Origin of the sequence: Alkalihalobacillus pseudalcaliphilus (assembly GCF_028610675.1) — a bacterium.
GTDB lineage: Bacteria > Bacillota > Bacilli > Bacillales > Bacillaceae_D > Alkalihalobacillus > Alkalihalobacillus pseudalcaliphilus.
The window spans coordinates 24,584-44,746 of the sequence record NZ_JAQQWS010000001.1 but is presented as its reverse complement, the minus strand read 5'-3'; the positions used below and the strand labels follow the sequence as shown (position 1 = coordinate 44,746).

At 38.0% G+C, this 20,163-nt stretch carries 25 protein-coding genes; all 25 read right to left on the bottom strand.

From position 1 onward, the window contains the following. Positions 1-16: 16 nt before the first annotated feature. Positions 17-1,111: a flagellar biosynthesis protein FlhB gene (gene flhB / locus PQ479_RS00245; protein ID WP_047987891.1), complete on the bottom strand. Its 1,095-nt coding sequence runs from the start codon at positions 1,109-1,111 to the stop codon at positions 17-19. A 3-nt stretch (positions 1,112-1,114) separates the two neighbouring features. Next, positions 1,115-1,888: a flagellar biosynthetic protein FliR gene (gene fliR, locus PQ479_RS00240; protein ID WP_047988017.1), complete on the bottom strand. Its 774-nt coding sequence runs from the start codon at positions 1,886-1,888 to the stop codon at positions 1,115-1,117. 2 nt (positions 1,889-1,890) lie between these two features. Further along, positions 1,891-2,160 (bottom strand): flagellar biosynthesis protein FliQ, encoded by a 270-nt coding sequence (fliQ, locus tag PQ479_RS00235; RefSeq protein ID WP_047987890.1) that lies wholly within the window; start codon positions 2,158-2,160, stop codon positions 1,891-1,893. 15 nt (positions 2,161-2,175) lie between these two features. Beyond that, positions 2,176-2,880 carry a flagellar type III secretion system pore protein FliP gene (gene fliP / locus PQ479_RS00230; protein WP_047987889.1) on the bottom strand — a complete coding sequence of 235 codons (705 nt, stop codon included), beginning with the start codon at positions 2,878-2,880 and terminating at the stop codon, positions 2,176-2,178. Beyond that, positions 2,873-3,598 (bottom strand): flagellar biosynthetic protein FliO, encoded by a 726-nt coding sequence (gene fliO, locus PQ479_RS00225; RefSeq protein WP_047987888.1) that lies wholly within the window; start codon positions 3,596-3,598, stop codon positions 2,873-2,875. The genes fliP and fliO overlap by 8 nt, the downstream gene beginning before the upstream one ends. Before the next feature lie 36 nt (positions 3,599-3,634). Next, complete coding sequence (locus tag PQ479_RS00220) at positions 3,635-3,997, bottom strand: response regulator (RefSeq protein WP_047987887.1); 363 nt, start codon at positions 3,995-3,997, stop codon at positions 3,635-3,637. Between the two features lie 27 nt (positions 3,998-4,024). Continuing rightward, a complete protein-coding gene (gene fliY, locus PQ479_RS00215; protein WP_047987886.1) occupies positions 4,025-5,215 on the bottom strand; it encodes a flagellar motor switch phosphatase FliY in 1,191 nt (396 codons plus the stop codon). Beyond that, positions 5,208-6,200, bottom strand: a complete 993-nt coding sequence (gene fliM, locus PQ479_RS00210; protein WP_047987885.1) for a flagellar motor switch protein FliM — start codon at positions 6,198-6,200, stop codon at positions 5,208-5,210. The genes fliY and fliM overlap by 8 nt, the downstream gene beginning before the upstream one ends. 50 nt (positions 6,201-6,250) lie before the next feature. Next, positions 6,251-6,685, bottom strand: coding sequence for a flagellar basal body-associated protein FliL (fliL, locus tag PQ479_RS00205; RefSeq protein WP_047987884.1), 435 nt, complete (start codon positions 6,683-6,685; stop codon positions 6,251-6,253). Next, positions 6,672-6,896 carry a flagellar FlbD family protein gene (locus tag PQ479_RS00200; protein ID WP_047987883.1) on the bottom strand — a complete coding sequence of 75 codons (225 nt, stop codon included), beginning with the start codon at positions 6,894-6,896 and terminating at the stop codon, positions 6,672-6,674. The genes fliL and PQ479_RS00200 overlap by 14 nt, the downstream gene beginning before the upstream one ends. Before the next feature lie 402 nt (positions 6,897-7,298). Next, entirely contained in the window at positions 7,299-8,150 is an 852-nt protein-coding gene (gene flgG / locus PQ479_RS00195; protein ID WP_047987882.1) for a flagellar basal body rod protein FlgG, read from the bottom strand. Positions 8,151-8,243: 93 nt separating this feature from the next. Next, the gene (locus tag PQ479_RS00190) at positions 8,244-8,621 is read right to left on the bottom strand and encodes a TIGR02530 family flagellar biosynthesis protein (protein ID WP_047988016.1); all 378 of its coding nucleotides are present in this window, start codon (positions 8,619-8,621) and stop codon (positions 8,244-8,246) included. Between the two features lie 13 nt (positions 8,622-8,634). After that, positions 8,635-9,120 carry a flagellar hook assembly protein FlgD gene (flgD, locus tag PQ479_RS00185; protein WP_047987881.1) on the bottom strand — a complete coding sequence of 162 codons (486 nt, stop codon included), beginning with the start codon at positions 9,118-9,120 and terminating at the stop codon, positions 8,635-8,637. A gap of 16 nt (positions 9,121-9,136) precedes the next feature. Beyond that, the gene (locus PQ479_RS00180) at positions 9,137-10,522 is read right to left on the bottom strand and encodes a flagellar hook-length control protein FliK (protein WP_047987880.1); all 1,386 of its coding nucleotides are present in this window, start codon (positions 10,520-10,522) and stop codon (positions 9,137-9,139) included. Positions 10,523-10,555: 33 nt separating this feature from the next. Next, positions 10,556-11,137, bottom strand: coding sequence for a magnesium transporter MgtE N-terminal domain-containing protein (locus PQ479_RS00175; RefSeq protein ID WP_047987879.1), 582 nt, complete (start codon positions 11,135-11,137; stop codon positions 10,556-10,558). 14 nt (positions 11,138-11,151) lie between these two features. Beyond that, a complete protein-coding gene (fliJ, locus tag PQ479_RS00170; RefSeq protein WP_083991189.1) occupies positions 11,152-11,589 on the bottom strand; it encodes a flagellar export protein FliJ in 438 nt (145 codons plus the stop codon). A gap of 2 nt (positions 11,590-11,591) precedes the next feature. Then, positions 11,592-12,908 carry a flagellar protein export ATPase FliI gene (fliI, locus tag PQ479_RS00165; RefSeq protein WP_047987878.1) on the bottom strand — a complete coding sequence of 439 codons (1,317 nt, stop codon included), beginning with the start codon at positions 12,906-12,908 and terminating at the stop codon, positions 11,592-11,594. Continuing rightward, positions 12,889-13,680, bottom strand: coding sequence for a flagellar assembly protein FliH (fliH, locus tag PQ479_RS00160; RefSeq protein ID WP_047987877.1), 792 nt, complete (start codon positions 13,678-13,680; stop codon positions 12,889-12,891). Before fliH ends, fliI begins: the two co-directional genes overlap by 20 nt. Further along, positions 13,673-14,689, bottom strand: coding sequence for a flagellar motor switch protein FliG (gene fliG / locus PQ479_RS00155; protein WP_047987876.1), 1,017 nt, complete (start codon positions 14,687-14,689; stop codon positions 13,673-13,675). Before fliG ends, fliH begins: the two co-directional genes overlap by 8 nt. Before the next feature lie 13 nt (positions 14,690-14,702). Next, on the bottom strand, positions 14,703-16,277 hold the full coding sequence (gene fliF, locus PQ479_RS00150; protein ID WP_047987875.1) for a flagellar basal-body MS-ring/collar protein FliF: 1,575 nt from the start codon (positions 16,275-16,277) through the stop codon (positions 14,703-14,705). 49 nt (positions 16,278-16,326) lie between these two features. Beyond that, positions 16,327-16,620, bottom strand: coding sequence for a flagellar hook-basal body complex protein FliE (fliE, locus tag PQ479_RS00145; protein WP_273716684.1), 294 nt, complete (start codon positions 16,618-16,620; stop codon positions 16,327-16,329). 14 nt (positions 16,621-16,634) lie between these two features. Continuing rightward, a complete protein-coding gene (gene flgC, locus PQ479_RS00140; protein WP_047987873.1) occupies positions 16,635-17,099 on the bottom strand; it encodes a flagellar basal body rod protein FlgC in 465 nt (154 codons plus the stop codon). A gap of 2 nt (positions 17,100-17,101) precedes the next feature. Further along, complete coding sequence (gene flgB / locus PQ479_RS00135; RefSeq protein WP_337957068.1) at positions 17,102-17,509, bottom strand: flagellar basal body rod protein FlgB; 408 nt, start codon at positions 17,507-17,509, stop codon at positions 17,102-17,104. A gap of 426 nt (positions 17,510-17,935) precedes the next feature. Next, entirely contained in the window at positions 17,936-18,715 is a 780-nt protein-coding gene (codY, locus tag PQ479_RS00130; protein ID WP_047987871.1) for a GTP-sensing pleiotropic transcriptional regulator CodY, read from the bottom strand. A gap of 26 nt (positions 18,716-18,741) precedes the next feature. Next, on the bottom strand, positions 18,742-20,139 hold the full coding sequence (gene hslU / locus PQ479_RS00125) for an ATP-dependent protease ATPase subunit HslU (protein ID WP_047987870.1): 1,398 nt from the start codon (positions 20,137-20,139) through the stop codon (positions 18,742-18,744). Positions 20,140-20,163 lie beyond the last annotated feature (24 nt).

The window sequence follows — 20,163 nt, the reverse complement described above, 5'->3', positions numbered from 1 at the left end:
GCTTCAAAATGTCTCCCTACTTTCCAACCTGTTTATTTTTTAAACGATATACATACGCTAGTACTTCAGCAATGGCTTTAAATAACGACTCAGGCACTTGGTCACCTATTTCAGTTTGACCATATAACGCCCTAGCTAATGGTTTGTTTTCTACTAAAATTACATCATGTTCTGTTGCGATACTTTTGATTTTTTGTGCAACAAAATCAACACCCTTTGCAATCACAACCGGTGCATCCGACTTTTGATCATCATACTGTAAAGCTACTGCATAGTGAGTCGGGTTTGTAATGACGACGTCAGCTTTTGGTACTTCCTGCATCATTCTTTGCATCGCCATTTCCATTTGTTTTTGCTTCCGCTTTGATTTAATTCGAGGATCACCCTCCATATTTTTATGCTCATCTTTTATATCTTTTTTTGACATCCGCATTTGTTTTTCATTATCGTAACGTTGGTAAATATAATCTGGGACAGAGAGCAGTAATAAAAGTAAAGCTACTAGCATACCCATTTGAGCGGTTAATGTTGCGATTTGAGCAAAACCAATTTCCACAGATTTTTGAGATATAAGCATGACGTCCTCTAAGTTAAACCAAATTAATACAAAAACAACGACACCGACAAATGTTATTTTTAATAATGATTTGGCCAATTCAACAAGGGCACGTGCAGAAAATATCCGTTTTGCCCCTTTTATCGGGTCAATTTTTTTAAGATTAAATTTTAACGGTTCTGTCGTAAACATCACACCAACTTGGATAAAACTAGCAAAGACACCCGCGACCATTGCCATTAACATAATCGGTAATAGAACAACGGCAACTTGAACAATAATATCCCAAAACATAATCTCCAAATTCCTAGCGGTTACATCCATTAATAAATACGTTTGGAAGTTATGTCTTAGAAAATCATAAAGGGCTTGCCCGACCATACCTCCACCAAATAACCATAAAAAGATAAACACAAATAATAAAATAAAAGCCGTATTGACATCTGTACTTTTGGCAACCTGTCCTTTTTTTCGCGAGTCTTGTCGTTTTTTAGGCGTTGCTTTTTCTGTTTTCTCTTCTGCAAAGAATTGCAGGTTTATTTTGACTTCCTTCATGAATTACGCCCCTAACAATTGCATGAGAGTTCGCATTGCTACAATGATTTCATTCATTAAAGCCCTCACAAGCATAAAGAAAACACCCATATATACCGTTAATAATAAGAGACCTACCATTATTTTTACGGGCAACCCAACTACAAACACGTTCATTTGTGGTACAGATCTTGAAATCATACCTAATGCAACATCTACTAAAAAAAGAGAACCAACAATTGGTAATGCCATTTGAAAAGCAATCATAAACATCTTTGCAAATGTAGCAGCCACAAAATACACAACACCCTCATCACCAAAGGGCAGGAAGAGCTGATCAATAGGAATAAACTGATAGCTGTAAAACACACCATCCAGTAATAAGTGATGACCATTAATCATGAGTAAAAATAAAATCGCAAACGTATATAAATACGTTCCAACCAATGGACTTTGAGCCCCAGTCTGTGGGTCCACGACATTAGCAATGAGAAAGCCCATGTTCATATCAATAAAACCACCCGCTATTTGAATAGCATATAACATAATCATCGCTATTAATCCGACCATTAATCCGACAAGTACTTCTTTGATGATTAGTAAAAAATATACCGCGTCGATTTCAACAAACGGATCTTGTAACGTAAATATGAGCGTCCATGCTAAAAAAAGAGAAAGCCCGATTTTAAAAGTTGATGGAATCGTTCGATAACCATAAATCGGTAATACCGCAATAAAAGCTAGTATTCGTACAAATACTAACAAAAAGCCTGGTAGATAGTTTAACCATTCCATCATCATTACCCAATAAACCGATAAAGATTGCTAAAAATATCGTGAGCAAAATCAGTTAGTAATGAAAGCATCCAAGGGCCAAACACAACTAAAGCCACTAATACACCGACAATTTTCGGAATAAACGCCAACGTTTGCTCTTGAATTTGCGTTGTCGCTTGAAAGATACTAACGAGTAATCCAAGCCCCAGTGCCACGAGTAACAAAGGGCCCGCAATTAGTAAAATAACCCATACGCCATTTTCAGCTAAACTAATAATAAATTCTTCACTCATTTACGCACCCTCCCTTCACTGAAAGCTCCTGAGCAAGGATTCAACAATCAAATACCAACCATCAACGAGCACAAATAATAAGATTTTAAATGGTAATGCAATCATAACTGGAGGAAGCATCATCATCCCCATCGACATCAAGACACTAGCAACAATCATATCGATAACAAGAAATGGTACAAAGATAAGAAAACCGATTTGAAACGCTGTTTTTAATTCACTAATGGCAAAGGCTGGTATAAGTGAAGTTAAAGGTATGTCATCTAATGTTTCGGGTTGTTCTAATCCTGCATAGCCCATAAAAAGAGCCAAATCTTTTTCGCGTGTATGCTTAGCCATAAACTCCTTCATCGGAATCACGGCTTCTTCTAAAGCCTCTTCCTGAGTCATTTCCTCATTTAAAAAGGGGGTTAAGGCTCGTTCATTCACCTCTGACATAACCGGGGCCATGATAAAAAATGTAAGAAAAAGTGCTAGTCCGATTAATACTTGGTTAGGTGGCATCGATTGGGTAGCCAGACCTTGACGTACAAACGATAAGACGATCACAATCCGTGTAAAAGAAGTCATCATTATTAAAATCGCAGGAGCTAAAGATAGGACTGTTAAAATAAGCAATAACCGAATCGTTGTTGCAACACTTGCTGGTTCATCTGAAAAAACACCTAAGTCCAAACCAGGTATGGTTACTAAATTAGGGAGTGCCACTAATTCAATCATGCTTGTCTCGCTCCTTTACCGATTGATGCAATTTCTTCTGTGAGCTAGACACATCTGCTAATTGCTTGTCCAATAACTGCTTAAATGCTTGAGCTTCTTGGTCATTTTCTGTCTTTGTACTTGTTTGTGCCTTTTGCTTATTAGTCAAACCCTTTAACCAAGCCACACCTTTTTCTAAAGGAATATCATTCATTTTTTGCATTTGCTCTTCATGCATATTTAATAACTTCTCAATTTCCTCGGGATCATCTACTTCTTTTAACAATTGAATAGAATCGCCAACACCTACAATTAATAACTTCTCCCCAACTCGAACAATCTGAACTGAGCGATTAGCACCTAATGAAACACCACTTAAGTTTTGTAGATAGTGACTAGACTGAAACCGTTGCGTTTTTTTATTAATAAAACGTAAACCAAAATAGATTAAAACAACGATAAATGCAAAAGCTATTAATAACCGAATGACCGAAGAAAATAAGTTGGGGCCACTAAATCCGACTAACTCCTGTTCCTCACGGTCGTTTGTTCCTTCTTCTAATTCATCACCTTGTTCAACTACATCCCCCTGCACATCTTGCTCTTCTTCATTTAACTGATTCAACTCGAGCACTTCTGAAACACTCGGATTCTTGTCTTGCTCAGAAGCCACAATATGAGTTGGTTCCATAATCATGAACGAAAAACAAAGGGCTACGAGTCCGATTCGAAATAACATCACCTTCGTACTCCTCACAATAATCCTGATAATCTCCTAATCTAGTGTTTTCTTAATCGCTTCTAAAACGCGATCAGACTGAAAAGGTTTAACGATGAAATCTTTGGCACCTGCTTGAATCGCGTCAATAACCATCGCTTGCTGCCCCATCGCCGAACACATAATCACTTTAGCACTAGGATTTATTTCTTTAATTTCCTTTAAAGCCGCAATTCCATCCTTTTCAGGCATCGTAATATCCATCGTGACTAAATCAGGTTGCAGTTCTTTATACTTTTCAACTGCTTGAAAACCATCGGCTGCTTCACCTACAACTTGATAACCACCTTTATTTAAAATATCTTTAATCATCATTCTCATAAATGCCGCATCATCTACGATCAAGATATTTTTACCCATGCTTATTTCATCCCTTCTCCACATACATTACTTTAAGTTTCTTACGCGTTGTTCCTGACTAATAATATCAGTAACTCTTACCCCAAAATTCTCATCAATTACGACTACTTCACCTTGAGCAATTAACTTTTGATTAACAAGAATATCTACAGGCTCACCAGCCAGCTTATCGAGCTCAATAATCGAACCTTGTGTAAAGCTTAAAATTTCTTTAATTGATTTTTTTGTTCTCCCTAGCTCTACCGTTACTTGCAAAGGAATATCTAATAGAAGATTAAGATTGTGAGACTCCTCTTCTTGAAGTTGAGTTGGCTCAAAATTGGAGAACATTGCCGGTTGGACATCTACATGCCGCTGTCCAAACTGACTTCCAAAATGCTTTTGCTCTTTAGGCTTGTTCTCACTTACATGATCCATCGTATTCCACTCCGAGCCTTTGAGCCCGTTCCTTTCAGTAAACTGAATTTCTTTCGGGATATCACTCTCCCTATGATTCGGTTTCTTGATTTCTTCCTTTGGTTCCTCCATAAGTATCTCACTTGGCTTCATTAATTCTTCAATCATCTTTTTCGCAAAAGATACGGTTACTAGCTGCATAATGGTCGAATCTATCAGTTCACCCACCCTTAAGCGGAACGAGATTTTGACAAGAGTCTTTTCGTTAGGAAGGTGTTCAAGACCAATACCGTTCTTTAAGTCCATCATGTCAATACTTGGTGGTGAAATATCGACTTTTTTATTAAAGATAGTTGACATCGACGTAGACGCGGAACCCATCATTTGATTCATCGACTCTTGAACGGCACTTAAATGCATTTCTGACAGCTCTTCATCAACGTTCGTACCATCGCCACCTAACATTAAATCAGCGATGACCGCTGCGTCTCTCGTATGAATGACAAGTAAGTTTGTACCTTCAAACCCTTCTGTATACTGAACATGTACAGCAACATGGGGCTTAGGAAACGCTTCTTTTATATTTTTATATTCAATAAGGCTCACTTTCGGTGTGGTGATATCTACTTTTTGCCTCAATAATGTTGATAGAGCCGTAGCCGCACTCCCAAAAGAAATATTACCAATTTCACCGAGGGCATCCTCTTCAATTTCTGATAAATAATCTGAAATAACTAAGGAGTCTGCCGTTGATGTGGTAGACTCACCATCTATCCCTTGCAAAAGAGCGTTAATTTCTTCCTGTGATAACATATCACTCATCACTCAATACCTCCTCTAACTTTTCAGTGACTTGTACAGCCATTTGTTTCTTTAACTTACCTGGTTGGGCAGAAAATTTGGCTTCCCCTCCAACATAAACGGTTAATGGTTCAGTTATTAAATTGTTTAATTCAATGACGTCACCTTTATCAAGGTGTAAAAATTCCTCAACCGTAATCGAGGAACGACCTAACTCCGCTTGAACTAATAATGGAGCTTTACGTACATTCGACTCTAAATATGTAAATTCATTAGGTTCACGTTCTTTTTTCTTTTCTTGCATCCAATAATGAAGAGATAATTTAGGTAAAATCTCCTCCAACACAACATGGGGTAAACAGATATTAATCATGCCTGACGTTTCAGCAATCGTTGTTGATAATGAAATAACAACAACCGTTTCATTTGGGGATACCATCTGAAGGAATTGGGGATTCACTTCTAAATCCTCTAATTCTGGTTCTAGTTCAACGATTGATGACCATGCATCTTGAAAGCTATCTAATGTTCGTTGAAATAATTGAGACATGATTTTTGTTTCAATTTCTGTTAGATTCTCTACTTTATTTAAACTTATCCCTTTACCACCCAATAAACGATCTAGCATCGCATAGGCTATATGAGGATTAATTTCCATTATAAATCTGCCATTTAAAGGCTTCGGTTGAAACACATTTAAAATCGTCATTTTAGGTATAGAGCGCACAAATTCCTCATATGGCAATTGGTCAACAGACGTTACAGAAATTTGCACATAGGTCCTTAATTGTGCGGAGAAGAAAGTGGTTAATAGTCTCGCAAAGTTTTCGTGTATACGTGTAATGCTCCTAATTTGATCTTTAGAAAATCTTAGGGCACGCTTGAAGTCGTATACTCGAATTCTTTTTTCCAATTCTTCCTTTTTAAGCTCCTCAGCATCCATCTCCCCCGTTGAAATGGCCGATAATAAAGCATCTATTTCACCTTGTGATAATACATCAGTCAAAACGCTCACCTCACTTTTCCTTCTGACATCTTTCTTTTATAGACTCATGATTATTGAATGACCCAACTTGTTGTATATACATTTTGCACCTCGCCGGAGTCTAAAAGAGTATTAATCTCCTCTTTCAACTGAGCTTCAATTGCCCTCATTCCATCACGACCACTTAGTTCGCTTGAGGTTTTTTCTGACAACAAACTTAAAATGAGGTGATTGAGTTGAAAATCACGTTTCTCAATTTCAGTTAATGTATCTTTGGAATCTCCTTGAATGAAGAAGCTTACACGTATATAGTCATTGGATTTCAGATTCGTAACAATTTGTTCTGTCTCAAATGACATTTCGATGATGTCGTCAATCGATGATTGATTATTATCTGCACGAGCAAATTGACCACTCTGATTCAAAAAGATAATGACAGCCACTCCTACTAAACTGAATGTAAGCATTAAAATGAGCGTAATTTGAAACATTTTATTCTTCTTCATTTTTTTCTCCTATTTCCTTGTGAAGCTCACCTAGACCAATGTATTGATAAAGTTCATTGATTTTCGTATAAACTTCTGAGAGGTCATTTTTTACAACTAACTTTTTACCGTTTAATAGGGTAATCGTAGTATCTGGTAATGATTCGATTTGTTCAATTTGAAGAATATTAATTAAGAATGCATTTCCATTTAATCGATTTAGTTCAATCATCGGTACTGTCGGGTTTGTGTGACCCTTCTCCTTTTTATTTTATATGAAAGTTACTTATAGGCGATAGATTGTGCCGTGAAGTTAGCTCGTCATCCATCTTGCGATAAATGACCTTAGTAGGACAGTCCTCCCTGTTTGTTCAAGCCGACTCCTGATGGTGATCGATTAGTAAACGGGCCAACAGTTTGAACAGTCGCCACTACTTTCATCTTTGTTGGTGGCGACTGTTTGTGCGGTGCACTGAATCTTTTTGAGCACGCTTTTCGAGCTAACGTCCAAAAAACGGCGGGGTTACGGCAAAATGTGAGAATTCTCAAAACCATTATTGAATGATGCCACCAGTTAAATGTTAATCACTATGGTTAAGCTACTGGTTATATCATTAGGTTCACTTTTAACGATTTATCGTTTTAAATTAATTAACTCTTGTAAAATATCATCTGAAGTTGTGATAATTCGTGTGTTTGCTTGGAAGCCTCGTTGAGCGACGATCATTTCCGTGAATTCCTCTGATAAATCAACATTTGACATCTCTAATGTACCAGCGACTAAACTACCGGTACCTCCAGCACCTGGTGTCGATAATTCAGCTGGTGCCGGTCCTGAGTTTGGTGTTGTGACAAATAGATTATCACCGGCCTTTGCTAAACCTTCAGCATTGGCAAATTTAGCTAAACCTATTTGCACTTCAGTAGGAACTAGATTTCCTTCTGAGTCAATAATGTTTATGGAGCCATCGGCACCAATTGAAAAGCTTTTAATATTGTTTAAAGCTTCTTCTAAATCAGCTGGCATGTCTCCACCATTTGCAATCGCTAAGAAGTTAATATCTTCGCCTGCACTACTTTGGAGCTTTAAACCACTTGAATTGACTAGGTTTCCTTCCGCATCCAGATAAAAGTTACCTGCTCTAGTGTAGTAATCTGACTCACCATCATTAACAACAAAATATCCGTCACCAGAAATACCTAAATCTAGTGCTCTACTCGTATTTTGTAAGCTTCCTTGCGTGTGGATTGTATCAATCGACGCTAGCTGCATACCTAAGCCAACTTGAGCAGCATTAATACCTCCTCGACCACCTGCAACCGGTGCTGTAGCACCTGATAATTCTTGTGAAACCATATCAGAGAAAGTCGTTCTCCCTTTCTTAAAACCGAACGTATTAACGTTGGCAATATTGTTTCCAATCGTATCTAACTTGATTTGTGAGTTTTTCATACCAGAAATCCCGGCATACATTGAACGTAACATGAATGAACACTCCTTTAGTTTTAAGTGGTTATCTACATCTGTCATTCAGTAGATTAAAGCTTCCTATTAAGGTCCAGCTTTTTTTAATCATTTTTAGTCATTAATTAAAATCGTTCCATTAATATTTGTAAAAATTTGTTCATTGGCTTCTTCACGATTTAACGCCGTAATGACCGTTTCATTTTTGGCACTAATAATAAGTGCGGCATCATTTGTAAGCACAAGTGAATCTTGTACCCCCATTTTCTGGGCTTGTTTGATTTTTTGATGAATCATATCCCAAGTTTGAGCCCCTATCACAATCCCTCTTTCTTCCATTCGTCCTTTGGCATGCTTACTTACCTTCAGTGGTTCTGACAGCTCTTTAAGAAATAAATCTTTAAAAGAAGTATCTCCCTTTCTTTCCGAATGTTTAATAGGTAGAGGATGCGGGTGGAGTGCTTGCAAGGAGGCGATTGTTTGTTTATCCATATGAATCCCCATCCTATGACTCTATCTCCTTGTCATCTTGTTCCTTACTAACTGGCTCGACTTGAACTAATTGGAAGTTACTAATCCATGTTTGGTTATCAAGCAATAATCGAATACTTCCATCCATCTCTATCTTGACTGAAACCACGTCATTTTCTAAATATTGAACATCTTGACCGACGCCATCATCACGATCGACTAACTGCATCCATTGAACATTTTTACCGATTAATTCACTGTGTGTAACTAAGCTTTGAGTAATTTGTGTATCTGCCAAATATTGAATAGACTGATTCATATTCGTCATTTGCTCTAGACTTGAAAACTGAGCCATTTGAGCAATGAACTCACGGTCATCCATTGGATTCGTTGGATCTTGATTTTGCATTTGTGCAATAAGTAACTTCAAAAAGTCATCTTTACCTAACATATTATTAGAAGTGCTACGTTGTTGTTGTTGTAGACTCGAAAGCCATAAATCCGTATTAACCGTTGCCATAATTATCCTCCCTCCATTAAATAGTTTCATCAAATGAGTAAGTTTCTAGCCATTCATAAAAATCAGCTTCATCTTCCTCATTTTCAAAAAATAGTTGCGACTGAGGTTGCTCTTTCTCTTGCTTGGATTGCTGATTTCCTTCAAATTTCTCACGTTGTTCACTAACTTCCACTTTATCAAGATGTAATTGCTGTTGGGCAAGCGCTTGTCTAAGTTGTGGCAGTTGCGATTCTACTAATTCTCTTGCACCAGCCGTTTGCGTCAAGATCTTAGCTATTACTTGACCTTCTTGGACAGTCAATTGAATATCCAACCGCCCTAAATGCTCTGGAAAAAGCCTTACTTGAATCGTCTGTGTATCGGTCAATTGCGTATTTTGTAAAAGCTGTCTTTGAAATATTTGCTCTAATTGTTTCAAAAATTGATTTTGAACAACTGCTGGTTCTTGATGAACACCTAAACGAATCGTCGCTTGCTCAACCTGAGACAAAAACATAGAACCATTAAAACGTTCAGCTTCTAGACCTTGAGCATTGCCACCTTCAAGCAATCCGTGTTGTGTTGTTGTCGTAACCGCTTGATCGAGTCCATGTAAGTTATTGACCATAAATGGCGCTTTGGAAGCTTGGTGGTCACCACTATGATTCCTGAACGGAGTAGCAAAAGTCACATTGTTGTTTTGTAGGTTGAAAGATTGATGAGAAGGGCTCTCATGACTACTAGCTTTTTGAACAGCATGCTGAACTTGTTCTCTCACAAAATACATAAAACGCTGCCAGACATCGGGCTCTTGTTGTTCTTGTCCTTTTTTAACAACCTGACTTTCAATTTGCATCCATTGATTTTGGTCCAATTGTACGAGTTGCTGAATAAGGACCAAAAGTTGATTTTCACCAGTTTCTTGAATATCTTTATTACTTTCTACCTCGCTCTGTAATAAATGTTCAAGCTGTTCTGGAAATAAGTTGGCAAGGTCACTTATTAAATGAATCATTTCTACCAACTGTGGATTTTCTTGAGTAGAAATGGTCTGCCCTTCTGTTTGCATATATGCAGAGAACCATGCCGTTATCTGCTGTAAAGCTTCTTCAGTTAGGTTCCCATCTCGTAGTACATTTGAAGGATTATCTGTTGCCACAAGCTCGTTGATAAGATCAGGTGCATGAGCTTGACCTAAACCGATTTCTTCCTCTTTTGAATTGTTCGGGCTAGCGAGTAGAAACTCTTCAAGTTTTTTAAGCACTTGTTCCAGGTCTAGTTCCTCTGACGTTTGACTTTCTTGATCACTTACTGGCATTGAACTTTGCAGGAGCTCAGCAAAATGTACGTTAGTGCTTGTTAATTCTTTACTAGAAGCTTGAGTATATGTAACAAGTGAATGAATCTGCTGAACCATCGTCATTTTCTTTTCACCTCCTTTCAACTTCTACGTATATTAATACTGGGCCAATCTTTTCATGATTTCAGCAGCTCGCTCACTTTCTAAACGAGCAATAATATTACTACGATGATCGGGTGCGATTTCCATCAAATGATAAATGGTTTCATCAAGGTTAAGCTCAGAAATAATTCTTGCAGCATTTTTTGCCGACATATTCTCATAGATTTGAGCAATAGAGTCGTTTGCCGAATTACTCTCAAACTCGCTTGTTTCACCGGCAGTAAAATCGGCTTCCACACTGAGTTGTTCGGTTAATTGCTCATTATCCGCTTCTAGATCTTGAATATGCTGTTCCTTTGCTTGTAGTTCACTATGCAAAATACCAACTTGATTTTCCGCTTCTAATACTCTTCCTTCTAATACTTCAATCTGTTCGACTATGTTGTTCCCCTCTGCATTCGTTTGAACAAAGTTGGATACAACCGGAAGTGAACTTGACCATTGCTTGAAACGCTCTTGTGCAGAATCATCGATAACCATCCAAGCTACGACAGCAAATGTAACTATGACAATAATCGGAATGAGGAAAACCATGAAAAACCACGTCGATTTTTTAGGTTTTTTCATTTCTGTCATCAGTCCTCCCCCTTTCACCTTTTTGCATACATCATCGTCGAAAGTTCATCCATCATCTTTCGTTCACTTTGCTTCTGTTCTTCCACAAATTGACTTCGCTTTATATTTTTCATTTTTTCATACTTTTTGAACTCAACCGTACGCTCCATTAATTCATGCTGCTTTAATTGCATTTGATGTCTCGCCATATTTGTCTTTTGCTGTTGTTGATTAATCTCATTTTGCAAACGGAGAAACTGTGACTCTTGCTGTTGGATATCTCTGATCAAAATACCAGAAACAATTCGCTCTCTAGCATCTGCTTCTAGTGTCTCCTTTGTTTTCAATAGATTATATAAAACGGTTGCCTTCTGCTCGAAATCTTGCACCGCCATCGCATACATCGATTGCCCTTCTTTTTTCTCTCTTTCTTTTAAATCCATTACTTTATGAAGAGAAAAATGAAAATTCAAAGTTACCTCACCTCTTGACCAAATTGCTGGAGAAATTGTTGAATAGATTGTTGCAATGTACTAAGCTCATCTGTCTGTTGCTGCAAAAATGCTAAAATCGCCGGATACACAGAAATAGCTTCATCAATATTAGGCGAAGAACCTTTTTTGTATGCACCAATCTGAATTAAATCTTCCGCCTCTAAGTATGTCGACAAAATCCCTCTAATTTTCTTAGCAAGCTGACTATGTTCTGTTTGTACGATATCATCCATAACTCTACTAATACTTTTTAAAATATTGATGGCTGGGTAATGACCTTTATTGGCTAATTGTCGCTCTAAAACAAAATGACCGTCCAAAATCCCACGAACCGCATCAGCGATCGGTTCATTCATATCATCACCATCAACTAAAACAGTATAAAAAGCCGTAATACTACCATTCTCACTCGTTCCTGAGCGTTCTAATAACTGAGGCAACATCGCGAATACGCTTGGTGTATATCCTTTTGTCGTTGGTGGCTCACCAATTGCAAGTCCAATTTCACGCTGAGCCATCGCAAAACGTGTGACAGAATCCATCATTAAATTGACATTCATACCTTGGTCACGAAAATATTCAGCAATCGCTGTAGCGGTTAATGCCCCTTTTATGCGCATTAATGCTGGCTGATCGGATGTGGCAACGACCATAATCGTATTCTTCATCCCTTCTTCTCCTAGGTCACGCTCGATAAAATCCTTTACCTCACGACCACGCTCACCGATTAAGGCAATAACATTGATATCAGCAGCAGAGCTTTTAGCAATCATTGCCATCAATGTACTTTTACCTACCCCACTACCGGCAAAAATCCCAACACGCTGCCCTTTCCCTACTGTTAGAAATGTATCAATCGCTCTTACGCCTAAACTTAACGGCTCTTCAATTCGAGGTCGTAATAATGGGTTTGGTGGTTCGTTTTCAGTTGGATAGGACGTAAGCCCCTTTGGTAATGATTGGCCTGTTAACAATTGGCCAGCACCATCAATCACTTTTCCAATAAGAGAATGTCCAACTTTTACTTCAAGTGGTTTCCCGGTCGCTTCAACGAGACAACCTGGCGAAATGGCCGTTGTCGAATGAAGAGGCATTAAGAGCACATCATCATCACGAAATCCTACAACTTCCGCCTTTACCCTTTGCGTATTTTTTTTTCCCACAAGGATGTAACATAATTCACCTACAGAAGCTTGTGGTCCTTTTGCTTCTATAGTTAGACCAACGACTCGTGTGACTTTTCCATACCATTTATAAGGGGATAAATCACTCATATTGTCAATGAGATGTTGAATCATTTTGTAACTCCTCTAACAATTCTAGTAATTGTTTTTTTAACTCCTTCAGTTGCTTATCTAAGGTAGCTTCTAACTTGCCTAACCTCGTCTCTACCACACAACCTAATTCAGGTAAGGAAACATCTGAATAAATATAGAGCTTTTCAGTGCGGGTTAAGAGCTGATTTAACTCTTCCTTTTGCTTTAATGTTTGCTCATACCAATTTGGATGCACGTAAATTTTAACCTCTTCATGCTCCCTTAGCTCAGTCATAACTTGCTTTAACATCTTGAACCAGTAAACTTCGGAGTCAGTTAAGCGTTCTCCCAAGACTTTTTCGGTTAAGCGATAGGCAATGTCGATGATTTGTGGTTGAGCCTCTTCTAGCATATGGTCATAATCTATTTTTGCTAAATCAATCATTCCATTCGCTTCAGATATTAATTGAACATATTGCTGATAAGCCTCTTCTTTCCCTTGTGAGAAGCCATGCTTATAACCTGATTGAATGGCCTCTTCTTTTAATTGTTCAAGCTCTTGCAAATGCTCTGTTCTCTTTTGTTCAAGCTTAGCTTCCAAATCTTTAGCTTCTCTTTGAGCTTGATTTAAAATATCCTCTGCCTGCTTTTTCGCATCTAGTCTTATTTGCTCGATTTCAGCTTGGAAATTCTCTTCTTTTTGAACCTGAGACGTTTCATCTACTTCAAAATCGGGTATAAAATTAGTAAGAGTTCGAATTTTTATCTCTTTTCCTTTTCCTAAAGCTTGTGTCGACTTTATGATACTAGACAACGATATCATCTCCTCCACCACGTGCAATCACAATTTCACCGGCCTCTTCTAGTCGGCGAATAATCGTGACAATTCTTGACTGAGCCTCTTCTACATCACGTAAACGGACAGGCCCCATGTATTCCATTTCTTCTTTAAAGGCCTCTGCCATTCGTGTTGACATATTACTTAAGACAACATCTTTCACTTCATCGCTTGCTACCTTGAGTGCTAGCTGCAAGTCATCATTCTCCACGTCACGAATAACGCGTTGTATTGAACGATTATCCAACGTAACGATATCTTCAAAGATAAACATTCTTTTCTTAATTTCTTCAGCTAATTCTGGGTCTTGAATCTCTAAAGCATCAAGAATCGTTCTTTCTGTACTTCGATCAACACTATTTAACACATCTACAACAGATTCGATTCCACCAGCATCCGTGTAATCTTGGGTAACGGTCGCTGAAAGCTTTTGTTCTAAGATGGACTCTACTTCATATATAATTTCAGGAGATGTTCGGTCCATTAAAGCAATTCTTTTCGCTACATCGGCTTGAACTTCTTGCGATAATTCTGATAAAATTTGTCCCGCTTGCTCACTTTCTAAATAAGAAAGGATTAAGGCAATCGTTTGCGGATGCTCATTTTGTATAAAGTTTAAAATCTGTGCTGGCTCTGCTTTTCTCGCAAAGTCAAACGGACGTACTTGAAGTGTCGATGTGAGACGGTTGATAATATCCATGGCCGCATTTTCACCTAACGCTTTTTCTAATATGCTTTTAGCGTAACCAATTCCTCCTTGAGCGATATAGTCCTGAGCTAATACAAGAGCATGGAATTGTTCAAGAATTTCTTCCTTTGTTTCAGATTCTACTTTTCTCACGTTTGATATTTCTAAGGTTAATTGCTCAATTTCTTCTTCATTTAAGTGTTTATATACATTTGCCGCCACATCCGGACCTAATGAAATAAGAAGGACAGCTGCCTTTTGTTTTCCAGTTAAACCTCTTTTGGGTGTTCTTGCCAACTTTTACGCCCTCCTAATCCTCAGATAACCAAGTTCGTAGCAACTTCGAGAAGTCTTCTGGCTTTTCTTTTGCCATTTTTTCTAGTTGTCTTTTTTTCATTTCATGTTCACTTAACTCTTCGTCACCTAACAAATCTTCAATATCATAAGAAATAGCTGAAGTTGTTTCTTCCTCAATTACTTCTTTCTTACGTCCTTTTATTAATAGAATGATAAGTCCGATGATAATTAATACTAATATAGCTGCAATGACATACATCAATGTAGGAATTCCCATTTGTATAGGTTCTTCAAATTCAACTTTGCCATTAAATGAATGTGATGAGACGAACACACGCTCCCCGATCATCGCATCCGTTAACTCCAATCCATCCACTACTGGGATTGATGTCTTCACAATTGTAGCTAAGATTTGTGCAATATCTGTTTGTTGCTCCAAAGGTAATTCTTCCATTCCCTCAGGTGGTTCTACTAGTACTTGAATTCCTAAGTCACGAATTTGGTAAGGACTTTCAACAATTTCACGATTAATTCGATTTACTTCTGAATTAATTCTCTCCTCCGAGCGTTCCCATTCGGACTCTTCTGTCCCATCTACACCTTGATAATTTGGAATCTCATCTCCACTACCAACAATTCCTCCTGGTTCAGAGCCTGTACCACTATATGCCTCTTCAATTCTCTCAACACTAATAGCGATTCCTTCCATCGTTTCCTCATTAACGGGCGTGACGAGTTGCTCCACACGATTTTCTTGCGTGAAGTCAATATCCGTTGATACAGAAATAAGTACCTTATCAGGGCCAACCAAAGTACCTAACATTTGTTGAATACTTTGCGTGATATCACGTTCAATATCCTTTTGAATCTTTCTTTGTTGTTCGTATGCTGAAAGTATTGATGAGGTGTTATCATCTTCATATAAATAACTGTTAAACATTTGGTCAGAGATACCGATATTCTCTATAGGGAGATTCGGTACACTTCGAGATACTAAGTGATAAAGCCCTCTCACCTGGTTTGCATCTAATGTATAACCTGAATTCAAGTTTAAAATAACAGCTGCCGTCGCTTGCTGTGTTTCAGCGTTTAACCAAAGACTGTCCTCAGGTAATGTAATCATGACATTTGCCTGACGAATACCATCCATTGAGCTGATCAAATTTTGTAGTTCTGTTTGAATGGCCGCCCTTTCAATAACCCTAAACTCATTGTCTGTCATTCCAAAACCCATTTGGTCCTTAATGGCTGTATAATCAATTTGACCAGTATTAGGAATTCCTTCTGCAGCCAGCTCTACTTTGAGATTATCTACTAAGGAATCTGGAACCATAATGGTTGTACCATCATGACTGACTTGGGAGCTTATACCACGTGAATCCAACGTTTCTTTGATTTGACCAGTTTCTTGAACACTTAAATTACTATATAAAGGAACAAAATTAGTTCGTGTAGTAAAAAACAGTAACAAGCTAACAAATACGACAATTCCTATGGCTGCAATCAACCAATACTTTTTTTGATTGGCCGTTCTTTCTGTCCAATAGCTCGTTATCTTTTCTTTATAAGATAAAAGTTTCTCGTTCATAGCTCCTCCTACAATTTATCAACAGTAGAGACATTTCGTGGCACGATTTTTAGACCTGCATTCTCATAATCTCTTGATAGGCTTCAACAACTTTATTACGAACTTCTACTGTAGCTTGGAGAGCAACCGAGGCCTTTTGACCGGCTATCATGACTTCATGTAAATCATCTATTTGCCCTGTTACAAGTAGCTGCGTTTTATGCTGTGAATCTTGTTGTAACTGGTTGACATTATTTAGTGCGTCTTGAAACGCTGTTTTAAATGACGCCTCAGCCTCAGCTGGCGTACGTAATGCTTTCTGATTATGTAAGACAAAAGGGGATTGAATACTATTTATTTCCATCATTTACACCTTAATTACCCTTTCCCAATCTCTAAAGCTTTTAAGAGCATATTTTTTGATGCGTTCATCGTTGTTACATTGGCCTCATACGACCTAGTTGCACTCATTAAATCAACCATTTCCCTAAGTGGGTCTACATTAGGCATTGATACATACCCTGCTTCATCTGCATCAGGGTGATTTGGCGAATAGACAAGCTTAAATGGCGTTTGATCCTCTTCGATTCGATTGACCTTTACACCATCACCTATTGCACCCTTTCTTCCCATCGCTTGTGTAAGCTGTTTTGAAAAGGAATTGGCCCCTGTTTCATGCGGACTAAACGAAACCATCTTACGACGATATGGTTGCCATTCTCCGTTCACCAGTTGACCTCTTGTCGTTTCTGCATTAGCCATATTGGAAGATACTACATCCATTCTTAACCTTTGTGCGGTTAAGGCTGATGCGCTTGTGTTCATACTGTTAAATATCGTCACGATTAGCTCCCTCCCCTGATGACCATTTTCAAATTGGAATAACTTCCATTCAATCGATCAATTAAACTATTATAATAGATTTGGTTTTTGGCAAGTTCAGCCATTTCCACATCAACATCTACATTTGCACCATTATGATTATAAGTCGTTTTTTGCGTTTCAATCATTGGAGATGAGGCCGTACTACTTTTATAATCAAAGTGGCGACGGTCGGTTTTATGAGCGTTTATCTTCACCTGTGCCAACTCGTTCTGTAAGACGTGGTCAAAAGAGACACGCTGAGCTTTATAATTAGGTGTATCAACATTAGCAATGTTATTGGATATTGCTTTGTGTTGCATCGTTGAACCTCTTAGGCCTTGTTCAAGCATTTGCATCGTAGTGCCTGAAAATAAATTCAAAATTTCCACCTCATTTCATACTTACCAATAATTAGTCGAGTTTATTCTACATTTTCCCACATATTACTTCTCTATCAAAATTGTAATAAACATTGGGTCAAATGTCTAACACCGTTTTACCTATTTAATGATTTGGTAAAAATGGACTAGCCTAATAGGTAGATAATTTATCTCTTTTTTAGGTCGTTTATAACAATTTCTAGAACTTTTCGCTGTTTCCCCTTCATGACATGACCATTTAACCAGTAAAAGTACGAATAAAAATCATGGTCACTAGCCCTTCATTTACGTACAGTTTCCCTCAATACTAGATGAATCGCCTCCTCCATATTCCTACCAAGTGATATATTTCCAGTTTTCACATGACAAAAGGACCACCTTCAATGAAGGTGGTCCTAGTTCTAAAAGCACATATATTATTACGGTACGTTACTTTTATTTCGATTTTAATTTATCTAACTCAATTAAGAATTTGTCGTTTAATACTTTGATGTAGGTACCTTTCATACCTAATGAACGTGATTCAATCACTCCTGCACTTTCAAGCTTACGTAAGGCATTAACTATTACAGAACGAGTGATACCTACACGGTCAGCAATTTTACTTGCTACAAGTAAACCTTCCTTGCCATCTAACTCGTTAAAAATGTGTTCTACCGCCTCTAATTCACTGTAAGATAATGAACTAATAGCCATTTGTACAACTGCTTTGCTTCTTGCTTCCTCTTCAATTTCTTGTGTTTTCTCATGAAGAATCTCCATACCAACAACTGTTGCCCCATATTCAGCTAAAATTAAATCGTCATCAACAAACGAATCTCCTAAACGTGAAAGAACTAATGTTCCTAAACGTTGGCCTCCGCCGATAATCGGTACAATTGTTGTTAGGCCAGAGGCAAACAAGTCTTTATTCTCAACAGGGAAAGCCGTAAAAGTGCTTTCGATATCTAAGTTAGCTGTTGTTTCTTCTACTTTAAATAATCCTGATGTATACTCTTCAGGGAATTGACGGTCTTCAAACATTTTCTGCATACGCTCATTTTCAATCTCTTGGCTAATAGCAAATCCTAAAAGTTTACCGCGACGACTTACAACAAATACGTTTGAACTGATCGCATCACGTAATGTTTCTGCCATTTCACGGAAGTTTACGTGTTGGCCCCCTGTTTTTTGTAACATTTCATTAATCTTTCTTGTTCTTGATAATAAACTCATTTCAAAATCCTCCTAAAATTACTTTCTTATAGTATAAATTGACTTAAATCTCGATTTGTTGCAATGGATGCCAGTTTATCATCGACATATTCTGGCGTTATGACAATCTCCTGCAAATTAATATCTGGTGCTTCAAAAGATAAATCTTCTAACAACTTTTCTAATAACGTATGAAGTCGTCTAGCACCGATATTTTCGGTGTCTCGATTCACTTCTGTAGCAATTGTCGCAATCTTACGAACAGCTTCGTCAGAAAAAGAAACTTTTATACCTTCCGTTTCTAAAAGAGCGATATATTGTTTGATTAAGGCATTATTTGGCTCAACCAAGATTCGTACAAAGTCCTCAACTGTTAGGTTCTCAAGTTCAACACGGATTGGAAACCGTCCTTGAAGCTCAGGAATTAAGTCTGAAGGTTTTGCCACATGGAAAGCACCTGCTGCAATAAATAAGATATGATCGGTTTTAACTGAGCCGTATTTAGTCACAATTGTCGAGCCTTCTACAATCGGTAAAATGTCTCGTTGTACGCCTTCTCTGGAAACATCAGCTGATTGTTGATTACCCTTACCTGCCACTTTATCAATTTCATCTATGAAGATAATTCCTAGTTGCTCCGCCTTTGTCAGTGCTTCTTGAATAACTTCATCCATATCAATTAATTTTTGTGCTTCTTCTTCAGTAAGGATTTTTCTTGCTTCAGAAACAGGTAATCGGCGTTTCTTCTTTTTCTTTGGCATCATATTACCTAACATTTCCTGCATATTCATGCCCATTTGCTCCATACCTGCTCCTTGAAACATATCCATAAAGCCTTGACTTTGCTCTTCCACTTCAATATTAACCAGATAATCTTCTAACTCACCTAAAGCTAGTTGATGAGCCATTTGTTTCCTTTTTTGAGCAATCCCTTGCTCAACTTCAGGTTTCACTTCATTCTGCTCGGCTTCATTTTGCTGACCAAAAATCATTTCAAACGGATTTTTATATTGATTTTGCTTTTTGGCTTCTGGTACTAATAATTGAACAAGCCTTTGATTTGCTTGAGTTTCCGCTTGGCCCTGCACTGATTTTATCTTGCCCTCTTTAATCATACGAACGCTCGTTTCTACGAGATCTCGTACCATTGATTCAACGTCTCGACCGACATACCCCACTTCAGTAAATTTCGTTGCCTCTACTTTAATAAATGGAGCTCCAACTAATTTCGCTAAACGCCTGGCAATCTCTGTTTTCCCTACACCTGTTGGCCCTATCATCAAAATATTTTTTGGTGTTACCTCATCTTGAAGCTTTTCATCTAGTAAGCTTCGACGATGGCGATTACGTAAAGCAACAGCCACTGACTTTTTCGCAGCTTCCTGCCCAACGATAAATTGACTTAAACGTTCAACGATCTGACGTGGTGTTAAAGATGTACTCACCTTTTATCGCCCTCACTTTCGTCT